Here is a 13,523-nt window from a genome sequence, read left to right as displayed (position 1 = left end):
CTTGCATCAGGCTGAAAATCTCGCTGCCATCCCTGGCATCGACCACGGTTTCTGTTCGATCGATGACCCACGGCGCCCGGATGAAGTGTTCATCTGCAAGCAAGTGCACAGCGCCTCGGTGATTGAATGGCAGGCCGGCCAGGTGGCCAATACGATCGAGGCCGATGGTGTGTTGACGCACCACGCTCACCCGATCGCGGTGATCACCGCCGATTGCCTGCCCATTCTGTTCGCGTCGAAAACCGGCGAACGGGTGGCCGCAGTCCATGGCGGCTGGAAGGGGCTGCAACGCGGGATTATTGCCAACGTCATGCAGCGCTTTGCCGCCGAAGGGATTGCAGCCGACCAGCTGCAAGTAGCTATCGGCCCCTCGATCAAGCCGTGCTGTTATGAAGTGAGCGAAGGCTTTATCGCCGAGTTCCAGAGTGACCAAGGGCACCTGTGGCAACACGCCCAGGCGCCGTGGAGCTACGTGCAACCGGCACCGCTGCGGTCCCCGCAAATCAGTCCGCCCCATGCAAGGCAAGCAGGCAGTGCGTGGTTTGACTTGAGCGGGTATGGGTTGTTGCTGCTGCAAGCGGCGGGTGTCAAGCGTGAGCAGATCGACGTGAGCGAGGTGTGTACCTACTGCACGTCGCCGACGTTTGCCAGCTACCGCAGAAGGACGCATCAGCCGGAGGAAGCGAAGACATTGATTTATTCGTGGATTGCTCGGACAGACTGATAGGAGAAGGCCTACAACACTCTTTCTCAAATCCTCTACATGTCTTCAGAGATTTACGGCAAGGGCGCTACGGAGAATATTCCAGCGCACATCCTGTACAAAATTGCGAAGGAGATGAACCATGCCTCTCACTGATAAACAACTGCAGGAACGTGACGCCAAACGCAATATCGGCGAAGAATTACTGAGCGCTGTTTAGGATGTTAAAGCAGGACGCTACGGCGCCATGCACCAGGTCGAAATCACTCAAGCTGCCGAAGCAAGAAGCAAGACAGGACTGTCGCAACCCAAATTTGCCGAGCTTTTGGGGGTTTCGGTAAGGACCCTTCAGGAGTGGGAACAGGGGCGTCGTTCCCCCTCCGGCGCAGCACGCTCACTGCTGCATATTGCGGCCATAAGACCAGACGTTTTTCGGGAAGTCCTCAGTAACGCCTGATGGCGTTACTGGCCACTCCCTGAGGATCAACGGCTGATCTTCAACCCCTTCCGCCCCGCATGCCGCTCCAACGCCAGCTCGATCAACCGGCTCACCAGCTCGCTGTAGCTCATCCCCGCCGCCTGCCACAGCTTGGGGTACATGCTGATGCGGGTGAAGCCGGGCAGTGAGTTGATTTCGTTGATCAGCACTTCGCCGTCGTCGGTCAGGAACACATCGACCCGCGCCAACCCCGCGCAGCCCAACACCTCAAATGCCTCAAGGGCCAAGCGGCGAATCCGCTCACTGGCTGCATGGCTGATGTCCGCCGGCACCACCACCTGGGCCGCCTGGCCGTCGATGTATTTACTGTCGTAGGAGTAGAAACCGCTGTTCACCACGATCTCGCCGCAGCCGCTGGCCACAGGGTTTTCGTTGCCCAGCACGGCGCATTCGATTTCGCGGCCCTGGACCGCCGACTCCACCAGCACCTTTTGATCAAAACCCAGGGCCAGTTCAACGGCGGCGTGGTACTCAGCCTCGTTGCCAACCTTGCTCACGCCCACCGAAGAACCCTGGTTGGCCGGTTTGACGAACATCGGCAGGCCGAGTTTATTCACCGCTGTTTCAAAGGAAGTACGCCCGGCGTTGCTGCGGGTCAGGGTGATGAACGGCGTCACAGCAATGCCGGCATCGCGCAGCAGGCGTTTGCTGATGTCCTTGTCCATGCACACCGCCGAGCCGAGCACGTCGGAGCCAACGAAAGGCAGGTCAGCCAGGCGCAGCAGGCCTTGCAGGCAGCCGTCTTCGCCGAGGGTGCCGTGGACGATGGGGAAGATCACGTCGATGTGTGCCAGCAGGCCGTTGCCGGAGGTTTCCACCACCTGCTGGCTGGCCTTGCCGGGCACCACCGCCAGTTCGCGGTTGGATTGGTTGAGGGCGATGAGCGCCGGGTTTTCCTGGTTGATCAGGAAGTTCGAGGTGTCGTTGAGGTGCCAGTGGCCGGCCTTGTCGATGCCGATCAAAACCGGCTCGAAGCGGGTGCGGTCGAGTGCATCGACAATATTGCGCGCCGACTGCAACGAGACTTCGTGCTCGGCCGAACGGCCACCAAAAATAATCCCTACCCGCACCTTGCTCATGACCCGGCCTCACTGTTGAAAGTAAGGCTTCTTACCACGGACGGTCAGCGATTCGCTACCAGATGGGCGCCGAACAACACGTAGCACCCGCCGGCAAAACGGTCGAGCCACTTGCGCGAACGGCTGTAGAGGTTGGCCATGCGCTCGCTGGAAAACACCAGCGCCACGCAGGCATACCAGCTGAACGACAAGCTGGCCATGGTGATCACCGCCAGGGCCAGCAGCGCGGGGGATGGCGACGGCGGCATGGTGGAGGCGAAGATGGTGGCGACGAACAACGCGGCCTTGGGGTTGGACAGGTTGCCCAGCAACCCCAGGCGCCAGGCGGAAAACAACGAGCGGCGCGCTTCGTCCGGCAACAGGCTCTGGCCCATCGTCGGTGCCGAGCGCTTGAACAGTTTCAGCCCCAGGTAAATCAGGTAGCAGCCGCCGATGATCTTGAACGCCAGGTACAACATGGGGGCGGCGGTAAACAGCGACTTGATGCCCAGCCCACCCGCCAGCCCCCACATGATCGTGCCGGTGGCCACGCCCGCCGACGCCACCACGCCATGACGGCGCGAACAACTGGCGGCCAACTGTGCGGTGTTGAAGAAGTTGGGACCCGGCGTCACCACCGCCACCGTCCACAGCAGGGCCAGCGAGACCAGAGGCGCCACATAGGTGGGGTTGATAAATTCCATGGGGCGGCTCCATCAGCGCAGGGCACGAGCAGGGAGCATAGACCTCGCCCGCCGCCTGCACAATCGTACAAGACCCCGGCAGACAAGGGATGCAGACTGGGTTAACGTGTTTCCACCTCTTTTTGTGACAAGCCACCATGGGCAAACCGACCCGCAACTTCGACTGGCTGCACCGTGCCCCCCACGCCAGCGGCCTGGACCGTATCGAGGCGTACTTCGCCGGTTTCGCCTTCGACCCCCATCGCCATGACACCTATGCCATCGGGCGTACCTTGTCTGGCGTACAGAGTTTTCACTACCGCGGCGACATGATCCACAGCCTGCCCGGCACGACCATGGTGCTTCATCCCGATGAGACCCACGACGGCCACGCCGGCAGTGAGGAAGGTTTCAAGTACCGGATGATTTACGTGGAGCCGTCGCTGATCCAGCAGATACTTGGCGGCAAGCCGTTGCCGTTTATCCCCGGCGGCTTGTCCACTGACCCCAGGCTGTTCCGCGCCAGCGATGTGCTGCTGCAAAACCTGGATAACCCCATCGACCCATTGCAGGAACAGGACGCGATGTTCGACCTGGCCCACGCGCTGAGCAACGCCGCGGGCGCCATCGTCAGCCGCAAGGCGTTCGATTACGTCGCCGCCGAGCGCGCCCGGGAGTTTATCCACAGCGCCCTGGGCCGCAGCATCACCCTGGACGAAATGGCCGACCACGCCGGCCGCGACCGCTGGGCATTGTCGCGGGACTTTCGCGTGCTGTTCGGCACCAGCCCCTATCGCTACCTGACGATGCGCCGTCTGGACCTGGTGCGCAGTCTGCTGGCACAGGGGCAGTCGCTGGTGGACGCGGCGCTGACCGCCGGCTTCACCGACCAGAGCCACATGACCCGGCAATTTCGCAGCACCTACGGTATGCCGCCGTCGCGATGGGTGAAGATGCTCGGGCGTTGAGTACGCTTATAGCGAATGCCCATCGATGGGCTCGCCGATGCTCAGGAAATGACCACCCGCTACATGGTGCAAGGTGCGTAACTGATCATGCCCTTCAAAGTGCCAGCGGCCTTCGCTGAACACACGTTCGTCGGCATAGGCTGCGACCACTTCGCCGAGGAACAGGTCATAGGCCTGCTGGTTGTGGGGCTCGGGGAGCAAGCGGCATTCCAGCCAGGCTACACAGCCTTCCAGCAACGGCGCCTCAGTGTGTTCACCGTTGAAGGTTTGCAGGCCATAAGCGGCGAACTTGTCACGCTCGGTGCCGGTGGTATTGCCGACCGTCTGCACGAGGTCGACCTGGGCCACACAGGGCACCTGCAGCACGAAGCTGCCGGCACCTTCCAGCAATTGGCGAGTCCAGGTGGCCTTGTCCAGCACCACGGCGACTTTCGGCGGTTCGAAATCCAGCGGCATGGCCCAGGCGGCCGCCATGATATTGCGCTGGCCGTTGTGGGCCGCACTCACCAGCACGGTTGGCCCGTGGTTGAGCAAACGATAGGCCTTGGGCAACGGAACGGGGCGGCAGTGGGTAGGGCTCATGGAGGATCGGCTCTTCAAACGAAAAAACCTACGATACCTCAAGCATCAGCCCTATGGATCAGCTCGACAGTTGGTTAGCGAATTGTCCTACGGCGCTGACCACCTTCTGTGCGCCGTCCTGGATCTCCACGATCACCGTGCCCGCTTCCGCCGCCAGGGCCAGGCCTTGCTCGGCTTGCAGGCGGCCGTCGGTCATCAGGGCCACCGCGTCGCGGGCCATATCCTGGTTCTGACGCACCACACCAACAATTTCCTCGGTGGCTTTGCTGGTCCGTGATGCCAACTGGCGCACCTCATCGGCCACCACCGCAAAGCCCCGGCCTTGCTCGCCGGCACGTGCCGCTTCGATGGCCGCGTTGAGCGCCAGCAAATTGGTCTGTTCGGCAATGCCGCTGATGGTCTTGACGATGGTGCCGATCACTTGGGATTGCGCGTTCAGTGCCTCGATGCCTTCACCCGCCGCCTGCATGTGCGTGGCCAGGTCGCGCATCACCTCCACCGCCTGCGTCACCACGGTGGTACCGCGCTGGGCGCTGTCGTCGGTATGCAACGAGGTGCTGTAGGCAATGTTCGCGGCCTCGGCGACGGCTTGCTCCCGATTGACCTGATCGGTAATCACCGTGGCGAACTTGACCACTTTGTACAAACGATCATTGGCGTCCAGCACCGGATTGTAGGTGGCTTCCAGCCACACCACGCGGCCATGGCTGTCCACACGCTTGAAGCGCGCTGCGACGAATTCTCCGGCGTTCAGGCGTTTCCAGAAATGCTGGTACTCGGCGCTGTTGTACTCCTGCGGCTCACAGAAGATACGGTGATGCTTGCCCTGGATCTGCGCCAGGCTGTAGCCCATGCCGCTGAGGAAACGGTCGTTCGCGGTCAGCACGTGCCCATCCAGGTCAAACTCGATCACGGCGGTGGAACGCACCAGCGCGGTGATCAGGTTTTCATGCTCGCGCGACGCTTCGATGGTGCGGGTGAGGTCGCTGGAGTAAATCGAAAAATGCTTGATGCGCCCATCGGAACTGCGCACCGGCTGCACAATCGAGCGCAACCAGGCTTCCTGCCCGTTACCGCGCATCAGGCGTACGGCGCCGGCGAAATGCTCACCGCGCAGCAGGGCGTTCTTGAAGCGCTGCTGGAATTCGTCCTGGCGCACATGGGCGGGCACCAGGTCTTCGATGGGGCGCCCCAGCAGCGTGGAACTCTGGTAGACCAGTTCCTGCAGAAAGTTGGCATTGGCCCATTCAACCCGACCTTCTGCGTCCAGCGTCAGGCAGAGCATTTCGCTTTCCAGGCTCTCCCTGACCTGTTGCAAGCTGGACAGTTCTTCGCGAAGAGCGGACAGCTCCTGCTTCAAGCGGGTGTTAAACATAGGGCACCGAGGTCGATGGGAGAGAAGTATCAGATCTGCATCGGCCCTATGGGCTGTTTCTGAAGCGAACTCAGGCGCTACACCCCACTCTTTTTTTGACGCCATTAACTGCCGTTATTTCGGCACACGCCCATGACTTGGTACTCCAACGTGGTGAGCTTGCCGCTGGAGTCTTCATAGGTCATGCGCGAAGGCACGGTATTGCACGCGCGGATCGGCGGCGTCACGTTGACCACCTTGGCAATGTCCAGGTCCATGCCATAGCGATACACCTGGACCTGGGGCGCCGGCTTACCGTTTCTCTCGGCGTAGGCGGCCATGGCTTTTTCATTGCGTTCCATCATCAGGGCAAAGGTCCGGTCCCCCCCGCCTTCGGCCAATGCGCCGAATGACAGGACGGCCGTTAGTACACCCACGCCTGCGGTAGAAAAGTTCATCACCTGTTCCTCGACTGAAAGTTCAGTGCCGAGACTAACGAACGAACCCTGACGCGATGTTCACCAGAACATTACTTATTTGTTAGGTGGCGACGAGCTTCCAGAATTGTAATGTTCACGCCACCCAATCGTTATCCACGGTTTGCAACTATCAGCCCGGGCCAGATCAATAAGAACGCCCGCCTCCATAAGAAGCTGATAACTGCCAACACCGAGGAGCGAAACATGCGGATCCGTTATTACACCCTTCCCCTTTCACTGATCGCCACATTGCCCCTGGCAGCCGTGGCCGCAGAAGACAAACCTGAAGGGTTTATCGAAGGCAGCAGCGTGAACGTGCTGGCGCGCAATTTTTACTTCAACCGCGATGACCGCAAGGGCCAATCCAGCCCCACCGGTAATGGCTATTCCGAAGCCTGGGCCCAGGGACTGATCGGTCAATTCGAATCCGGTTTTACCCAGGGCACCGTGGGGTTTGGCCTGGACGCCTTCGCCATGGTCGGCGTGAAGCTCGACTCGGGCACCGGCCGCAGCGGCGGCAAGGGCTCGTTCGGCGTGCTGCCGGTGGACAGCAACAACCATCCTGAAGACAACTACAGCAAGGTCGGCGGCGCGGCGAAACTGCGGGTATTGGACACGGTGATCAAGGCCGGCGACGTGTTCCCGCTGACCCCCGTGGTGGCCTACGGCGATTCGCGGGTGTTGCCGGAAAGCTTCCGTGGCGTGACCCTGCAGAACACCAGCCTGGAAGGCCTGACCTTGCAGGGCGGGCGTCTGAGCGGCATGAGCCAACCCAACGAAAGCGGCATGAACAAGGGCTTTGCGACGTTTTACGCAGGCCCCGTGGACTCGCCCTGGATCGGCTATGCCGGTGGTGATTACCAACTCAACAAACACCTGAGCCTGAGCCTGTACAGCAGCCGCCTGAAGGACGCCTGGGACCAGTACTACGTGGGCAGCGCCGCCAGTTACCCGCTGAACGAAGACGTTTCGCTGTTCGGCGACATCAACTACTACAAGGCCGTGGACGAAGGCAAAAAGCTGCTGGGTGAATTCGATAACAGCATCTGGAGCGCCCGGCTCGGCGTGAAGGTGGGCGCCCACAGCCTGGCCGTTTCGCACCAGCGCAACAACGGCGATGACGACTTCGATTACCTGCGCCAGTCGGACTCGATCTTCCTCAACAACTCGATCCAGTACAGCGACTTCAACTCGCCCAAGGAGCGCTCGTGGATGCTGCGCTACGACCTGGACATGCAGCCATTCGGCATTCCCGGCCTGTCGTTCATGACCCGCTACGGCAAGGGCACCGGCGCCGACTACAGCAACGCCAACGCGGTGTATATGCGCCGCGATGCCGCCGGCGATCCGCTCACCGACCAACGCCGCTGGGAGCGGGATATCGAAGCCAAGTACGTGGTGCAAAGCGGCAACTTGAAGGACTTATCGCTGCGACTGCGCCAGGCCACCGTGCGCTCAAGTTCATTCGAGTCCGACCTTGAAGAAGTCCGCGTCATTATCGAATACCCACTGGCGGTGCTTTAAGACGCGCTTACATTCACTTGCCGATGCCCTACATCTGTTCACAGGTTGAAGTCTGTCAGAACTGTAATATCGGCCTCACCTTCTCGTTAAGTTGCACTTTTTATACTGCGCATCGAACACCTCTCATCTCTGCGGCTTTTGTGTAGCTCCTTTGGAACAGAGATGAATTTTATACGCCCCAGCCGGGGCGTTTTTTTTGCGTGCCCGGTCAGTGACGAATCGTCGCACCGGCCTGACGCGGCTTGACCCTAAAGCTACTTTAGGCTTCAGAGTTTTCCTACAGCCCATTCAAGCCTCTATGAGGCCATCTCCTTTCGTTTTCCTTGAAGGTAAATCCCCATGCGTATCCTTGTGGTTGAGGACGAGCAGAAAACCGCCGATTACTTGCAGCAAGGCCTGACCGAAAGTGGCTACGTCGTCGATTGCGCCGCCAGCGGCATCGACGGCCTGCACCTGGCCCGGCAGCACACCTACGAACTGGTGATCCTCGACGTGAACCTGCCCAACACCGACGGCTGGGAGGTACTGGAACAACTGCGCCGGGACGGCAACCAGCGCGTGATGATGCTGACCGCGCGCGGCCGCCTGGCCGACAAGATCAAGGGCCTGGACATGGGCGCCGACGATTACCTGGTCAAACCCTTCGAGTTCCCCGAACTGCTGGCCCGTGTGCGCACCTTGCTGCGCCGCAGCGAACATATCCCGCTGCCGGATGTGCTGCGCGTCGCGGACCTGGAGCTGGACCCGCGTCGCCATCGCGCCTATCGCGGCAGCCGGCGCATCGACCTGACCACCAAGGAATTCGCCCTGCTGCATGTGTTGATGCGCCAGGCCGGCGAGGTAATGACCCGCACGCAGATCATCTCGCTGGTGTGGGACATGAACTTCGACTGCGACACCAACGTGGTCGAGGTCTCCATCAGCCGCCTGCGCGGCAAGGTCGATGACCAGAGCGAGGTCAAATTGATCCACACCATTCGCGGCGTGGGTTATGTGCTGGAGGCGCGCCAATGAGGACCAGCAGCCTGTCGATGCGCCTGGGGCTGACGGTCAGCCTCATGGGCGCCGGGCTGGTGGTGCTGTTGGCGACCCTGGCCTACCTGGCCTTGACCCATGAGCTGGAAAAGCTCGCGCGCAAGGGCCTGGAAAGCAAGATGGAACAGCTCCAGCACAGCCTCGCGCTGGGCCTGGACACCCACGCAATCAAAGCCCGCCCCCACTCGTTGCTGGACCTGGTGATGGGCCATGACAATTTCTACCTGACCATCGTCGGCACCGCACCCGATAACGCGGTGCTGCTCAGTGTCGGCGCCAAACCCCAGGAACCGTTGCTGACCGACTTCTCCCCTCGGGAAACCCTCGGTTACCTCAACTGGCAAGACCAGGACGGCAACCAGGTACTCAGTGCCTCCAGCCTGATGCGCCTGGCCAGCGGCGAGCGCGTACGGGTGTTGCTGTCGCTGGACCGCAGGGATGACCAGGCCCTGCTCAGTGCCTACCTGCGCGCCACCCTCATCGCCCTGCCGATGCTGCTGGTCCTGATCGGCATGGGCGCCTGGTGGCTGGTGCAGCGTGGGTTGGCGCCGTTGAAGCAGTTCAGCCATGTCGCGGCCCAGGTGACGACCCAGGACCTGACCCACCGTTTATCCATCGACAACCTGCCTCAGGAGCTGGGCGAGTTGGCGCAAAGCATCAACGTAATGCTGCGTCGCCTGGACGCCGGTGTGCAGCAGTTGTCGCAGTTCTCCGACGACCTCGCCCACGAGCTGCGTGCGCCGCTGACCAACCTGATGGGCAAGGCCCAGGTGACCCTGTCCCGCGAACGGCCCTCGGAGGAATACAAGGCGGGGCTGGAATCCTGCACCGAGGAAATGGAACGCCTGTCGCGCATCGTCTCCGACATGCTGTTCCTGGCCCAGGTCAGCCATCCGGCGGCGCGGGCCGGGTTTGGCCCGGTGTCATTGGGTGAAGAAGCACAACGGGTGATGGCGCTGTTCGCCCTCAGCGCCGAAGACAAACACGTGACCCTCAACCTGCGCGGCGACGCCTGGGTGACGGGCGATCGCCTGATGATCCAGCGGGCGATTTCCAACCTGCTGTCCAATGCCATCCGCCATACGCCCGAAGGCTCCAGCGTGCTGCTGCTGGTGGAGACCTACGACCAGAGCGTGGCGTTGTCGGTGGGCAACCCCGGGCGTGGCATCGAAGCGCACCACCTGCCGCATCTGTTCGAACGCTTCTACCGCGCCGACAGCAGCCGTACCCGCGCCGAAGGTGGCACGGGGCTGGGGCTGGCCATTGTGCAGTCGATCATGCAGCTGCATCAGGGGCACACCGACGTCAGCAGCCAGCCAGGCCGGTTTACACGGTTCAGCCTGGTGTTTCCTCTGCGCCTGAAAACAACGCAGGTCTAGGGTGGGAGGGGGCTTGCCCCCGATAGCAGTGTGTCAGCTGACACATGTATCAACTGACCCACCGCTATCGGGGGCAAGCCCCCTCCCACATTGTTTTGCGGTGTTTTTAAAGAACTCAGGCAGCCTCCTCTTCACGGCGATGGGCCCACTGGTACAACGCCGGCAGCACCAGCAAGGTCAGCAAGGTAGAAGAAATGATCCCGCCGATCACCACCGTCGCCAACGGACGCTGCACTTCGGCGCCGGTGCCGGTGGCCAGGGCCATGGGGATAAACCCCAGGGAGGCCACCAGCGCGGTCATCAATACCGGGCGCAGGCGGGTCAGCGCGCCCTCGTGGATAGCCACCGACAGCGAGCGTCCTTCCTCGCGCAGGTTGCGGATGAAGGCAATCATCACCAGGCCGTTGAGCACCGCCACGCCGGACAAGGCGATAAAGCCCACGCCTGCCGAGATCGACAGCGGAATATCGCGCATCCACAGCGCCATGATCCCGCCGGTCAACGCGAACGGAATCCCGGTAAACACCAGCAGCCCGTCCTTGAGGTTGTTGAACATCATGAACAGCAACCCGAACACCAGCAGCAACGCCACCGGCACCACGATCTGCAAACGCTCGGCGGCTTCCTTCAACTGTTCGAACTGGCCGCCCCAGGTGGTCCAGTAACCCGCTGGCACTTTCACCTGCGCCGTGATCGCCGCCTCGGCCTCTTCCACGAACGATCCCATATCCCGCCCGCGCACGTTGGCACTGACGATCACCAGACGCTTGCCGTTCTCGCGGCTGATCTGGTTCGGGCCGAGCACCAGGTCCAGGCTGGCGACCTGGGACAACGCAATGAACCCCAACTGCCCCGCCGCATTCCCGGCCAGCGCCGGCACCGGAATCAGCAGCCGCGACAAGCCGTCGATATCAGTACGCAGCGCGTCGGACAAGCGCACAACCATGTCGAAACGCCGGTCACCTTCATACAGGGTACCGGCCTGGCGCCCACCGACGGCGACGGCAATGGTGTCCTGCACATCGCCGACATTCAGGCCAAAGCGCGCGGCCTTGTCACGGTCGATATTGATGGTCAGCACCGGCAGGCCGGACGTCTGTTCGACCTTCACTTCCGAAGCGCCATCGAGGCCTTGCAGGGTCTCGGCAATGTCTGCGGCGGTGGTGTTGAGCACCGCCATGTCGTCGCCGAATACCTTCACCGCCACATCACTGCGCACCCCGGAAATCAGCTCGTTGAAACGCAGCTGGATCGGTTGCGACAACTCGTACGCACTGCCCGGCACAATCGCACTGGCGCGCTGGATATCGGCGATCAGGGTGTCGCGGGATTTATTCGGGTCCGGCCATTGCGCCTTCGGTTTAAGCATCACGTAGCTGTCGGAAATATTCGGCGGCATCGGGTCGGAGGCGATTTCCGCCGTACCGGTACGGGCGAATACCCGCTCGATTTCCGGCACCTGGGCCATCAAGGTTTTTTCCAGCTGCTGCTGCATCTGCACCGATTGCGTCAGGCTGGTGCCGGGCACGCGCAGGGCCTGTTGGGCGAAGTCGCCCTCGCTGAGGCTGGGGATAAACTCACTGCCCATGCGGCTGGCCACCACGCCCGACGCAACAATGGTCAGCACGGCCAGGCCGAACACCAGTGGCCGGCGCGCCATCACCCAATCCAACACCGGCCCATAGGCCCGGCGCGCGGTACGCATCACCAGGTTTTCTTCTTCCTTGACCTTGCCGGTGACGAACAGCGCAATCGCCGCCGGTACGAAGGTCACTGACAAAATCATCGCCCCCAGCAGCGCGATCACCACGGTGAACGCCATGGGGTGGAACATCTTCCCGGCCACACCGGTGAGGGCGAAGATCGGCAGGTAAACGACCATGATGATCAGCTGCCCGAAGATCAGTGCACGCCGCGCTTCCTTGGCCGCCGCGAACACCTCGTGCAGGCGCTCGCTGCGGGTCAGCAGGCGGCCATGGCGCTGCTGCGCATGGGCCAGGCGGCGGATAGCGTTCTCGACGATCACCACCGCGCCGTCGACGATAATGCCGAAGTCCAGCGCGCCGAGGCTCATTAGGTTGGCGCTGACTTTGTGGGTGAACATGCCGGTAAAGGTGAACAACATCGCCAGGGGAATCACCATCGCGGTGATCAGCGCCGCGCGGATATTGCCGAGGAACAGGAACAGCACCGCGACCACCAGCAGCGCACCCTCGAAGAGGTTTTTCTTCACCGTGGCAATGGCTTTTTCGACAAGGTTGGTGCGGTCGTAGACGGTCACCGCCACCACGCCTTCGGGCAGCGAACGGTTGATTTGTTCGAGCCTGGAAGCCACCGCCTGGGACACCGTGCGGCTGTTTTCTCCGATCAACATAAACACCGTGCCCAGCACCACTTCACGGCCGTTTTCCGTGGCGGCGCCGGTCCGCAGTTCACGGCCGATCTCGACCTGGGCGACATTGCGCACGCGGATCGGCGTGCCATCGGACGTGGTGATGACGATATTGGCGATGTCGTCGATGGACGCCACCTGCCCCGGCGCGCGGATCAACAATTGCTCGCCGCTGCGCTCGATGTACCCGGCGCCGACGTTGGCGTTGTTGCGCTCCAGTGCCGTGACCAGATCGTTCAAGGTCAGGTTGTAGGCCGCCAGGCGCTTGGGGTCGGGGGCGATCTGGTATTCCTTGGCGAAGCCGCCGATGGTGTTGATCTCGGCCACACCGGGCACGTTGCGCAGTTGCGGCTTGATGATCCAGTCCTGGATCACCCGCAGGTCGGTCGGCGTGTAGGGCGTGCCGTCGTCCTTGCGGGCGCCCTCTTCAGCCTCCACGGTCCACAGGAAAATCTCCCCGAGGCCGGTGGAAATCGGCCCCATCGCCGTTTCAATCCCCACAGGCAATTGCTCGCGGGCAACCTGCAGGCGCTCGTTGACCAACTGGCGGGCGAAGAACAGGTCGGTGCCGTCCTTGAAGATCACCGTCACCTGGGACAAACCGGAGCGTGACAGCGAACGGGTCTGCTGCAGGCCCGGCAAGCCGGCCATCGCGGTTTCGATGGGAAAGGTAATGCGCTGCTCGGTCTCCAGCGGCGAAAAACCGGCCGCCGCCGAGTTGATCTGCACCTGCACATTGGTGATGTCGGGCACCGCGTCGATGGGCAGTTTCTGATAGCTGGCAATGCCGACACCGGCCATCAACAGCACCGCCAGCAGCACGATGATGCGCTGCTCGATGGCGAATTGGATAAGGCGCTCAAACAT

The 13,523-nt window shown here is 61.8% G+C and carries 10 protein-coding genes and 3 pseudogenes; 6 read left to right on the top strand and 7 right to left on the bottom strand.

The window, feature by feature from the left end; all coding sequences use genetic code 11:
- The first annotated feature begins 1 nt into the window (after position 1).
- Both pgeF and C8K58_RS13820 read left to right on the top strand, forming a co-directional pair.
- Positions 2 to 724, top strand: a complete 723-nt coding sequence (pgeF, locus tag C8K58_RS13825; protein ID WP_108573842.1) for a peptidoglycan editing factor PgeF — start codon at positions 2 to 4, stop codon at positions 722 to 724.
- A gap of 121 nt (positions 725 to 845) precedes the next feature.
- A pseudogene (locus tag C8K58_RS13820) lies at positions 846 to 1,160 on the top strand (helix-turn-helix domain-containing protein).
- A gap of 26 nt (positions 1,161 to 1,186) precedes the next feature.
- Here C8K58_RS13820 and ddlA read toward each other — a convergent pair.
- Together ddlA and C8K58_RS13810 are read right to left on the bottom strand one after the other, a co-directional pair.
- Positions 1,187 to 2,281, bottom strand: a complete 1,095-nt coding sequence (gene ddlA / locus C8K58_RS13815) for a D-alanine--D-alanine ligase (protein ID WP_108573841.1) — start codon at positions 2,279 to 2,281, stop codon at positions 1,187 to 1,189.
- 44 nt (positions 2,282 to 2,325) lie between these two features.
- A complete protein-coding gene (locus C8K58_RS13810; RefSeq protein WP_108573840.1) occupies positions 2,326 to 2,964 on the bottom strand; it encodes a LysE family transporter in 639 nt (212 codons plus the stop codon).
- Between the two features lie 137 nt (positions 2,965 to 3,101).
- Here C8K58_RS13810 and C8K58_RS13805 point away from each other — a divergent pair, with 137 nt between their 5' ends.
- A complete protein-coding gene (locus tag C8K58_RS13805) occupies positions 3,102 to 3,911 on the top strand; it encodes an AraC family transcriptional regulator (protein ID WP_027606937.1) in 810 nt (269 codons plus the stop codon).
- A gap of 6 nt (positions 3,912 to 3,917) precedes the next feature.
- Here C8K58_RS13805 and C8K58_RS13800 read toward each other — a convergent pair whose 3' ends face one another.
- From C8K58_RS13800 to C8K58_RS13790, 4 genes and pseudogenes are all read right to left on the bottom strand, one after another.
- Entirely contained in the window at positions 3,918 to 4,493 is a 576-nt protein-coding gene (locus tag C8K58_RS13800; protein WP_092359793.1) for a flavin reductase family protein, read from the bottom strand.
- Between the two features lie 58 nt (positions 4,494 to 4,551).
- A pseudogene (locus tag C8K58_RS33100) lies at positions 4,552 to 4,980 on the bottom strand (methyl-accepting chemotaxis protein); the annotation flags it as partial.
- A gap of 111 nt (positions 4,981 to 5,091) precedes the next feature.
- Positions 5,092 to 5,778 (bottom strand): annotated as a pseudogene (locus C8K58_RS33095) (PAS domain-containing protein); the annotation flags it as partial.
- A gap of 194 nt (positions 5,779 to 5,972) precedes the next feature.
- Positions 5,973 to 6,305, bottom strand: a complete 333-nt coding sequence (locus C8K58_RS13790; RefSeq protein ID WP_092359791.1) for a DUF2790 domain-containing protein — start codon at positions 6,303 to 6,305, stop codon at positions 5,973 to 5,975.
- 225 nt (positions 6,306 to 6,530) lie between these two features.
- Between C8K58_RS13790 and C8K58_RS13785 the strand changes: the two genes are divergently transcribed.
- The 3 genes from C8K58_RS13785 (at position 6,531) to C8K58_RS13775 (ending at position 10,264) form a co-directional block, all read left to right on the top strand.
- Positions 6,531 to 7,850 carry an OprD family porin gene (locus C8K58_RS13785; RefSeq protein ID WP_027606941.1) on the top strand — a complete coding sequence of 440 codons (1,320 nt, stop codon included), beginning with the start codon at positions 6,531 to 6,533 and terminating at the stop codon, positions 7,848 to 7,850.
- 339 nt (positions 7,851 to 8,189) lie between these two features.
- Positions 8,190 to 8,864 carry a heavy metal response regulator transcription factor gene (locus C8K58_RS13780; RefSeq protein WP_027606942.1) on the top strand — a complete coding sequence of 225 codons (675 nt, stop codon included), beginning with the start codon at positions 8,190 to 8,192 and terminating at the stop codon, positions 8,862 to 8,864.
- On the top strand, positions 8,861 to 10,264 hold the full coding sequence (locus tag C8K58_RS13775; protein ID WP_098480416.1) for a heavy metal sensor histidine kinase: 1,404 nt from the start codon (positions 8,861 to 8,863) through the stop codon (positions 10,262 to 10,264). The genes C8K58_RS13780 and C8K58_RS13775 overlap by 4 nt, the downstream gene beginning before the upstream one ends.
- A gap of 115 nt (positions 10,265 to 10,379) precedes the next feature.
- Here C8K58_RS13775 and C8K58_RS13770 read toward each other — a convergent pair whose 3' ends face one another.
- Positions 10,380 to 13,523, bottom strand: coding sequence for a CusA/CzcA family heavy metal efflux RND transporter (locus C8K58_RS13770; protein WP_098480418.1), 3,144 nt, complete (start codon positions 13,521 to 13,523; stop codon positions 10,380 to 10,382).

This window comes from Pseudomonas sp. GV047, from assembly GCF_003058245.1.
GTDB lineage: Bacteria > Pseudomonadota > Gammaproteobacteria > Pseudomonadales > Pseudomonadaceae > Aquipseudomonas > Aquipseudomonas marginalis.
The sequence above is the reverse complement of the archived record's forward strand: the minus strand, read 5'-3'. Positions and strand labels throughout refer to the sequence as shown.

What these genes read in the sequence shown, in the direction of transcription:
- ddlA (WP_108573841.1), bottom strand. Translation starts at nt 2,281, where the DNA reads ATGAGCAAGGTGCGGGTAGGGATTATTTTTGGTGGCCGTTCGGCCGAG.
- C8K58_RS13810 (WP_108573840.1), bottom strand. Translation starts at nt 2,964, where the DNA reads ATGGAATTTATCAACCCCACCTATGTGGCGCCTCTGGTCTCGCTGGCC.
- C8K58_RS13805 (WP_027606937.1), top strand. Translation starts at nt 3,102, where the DNA reads ATGGGCAAACCGACCCGCAACTTCGACTGGCTGCACCGTGCCCCCCAC.
- C8K58_RS13800 (WP_092359793.1), bottom strand. Translation starts at nt 4,493, where the DNA reads ATGAGCCCTACCCACTGCCGCCCCGTTCCGTTGCCCAAGGCCTATCGT.
- C8K58_RS13790 (WP_092359791.1), bottom strand. Translation starts at nt 6,305, where the DNA reads ATGAACTTTTCTACCGCAGGCGTGGGTGTACTAACGGCCGTCCTGTCA.
- C8K58_RS13785 (WP_027606941.1), top strand. Translation starts at nt 6,531, where the DNA reads ATGCGGATCCGTTATTACACCCTTCCCCTTTCACTGATCGCCACATTG.
- C8K58_RS13780 (WP_027606942.1), top strand. Translation starts at nt 8,190, where the DNA reads ATGCGTATCCTTGTGGTTGAGGACGAGCAGAAAACCGCCGATTACTTG.
- C8K58_RS13775 (WP_098480416.1), top strand. Translation starts at nt 8,861, where the DNA reads ATGAGGACCAGCAGCCTGTCGATGCGCCTGGGGCTGACGGTCAGCCTC.
- C8K58_RS13770 (WP_098480418.1), bottom strand. Translation starts at nt 13,523, where the DNA reads ATGTTTGAGCGCCTTATCCAATTCGCCATCGAGCAGCGCATCATCGTG.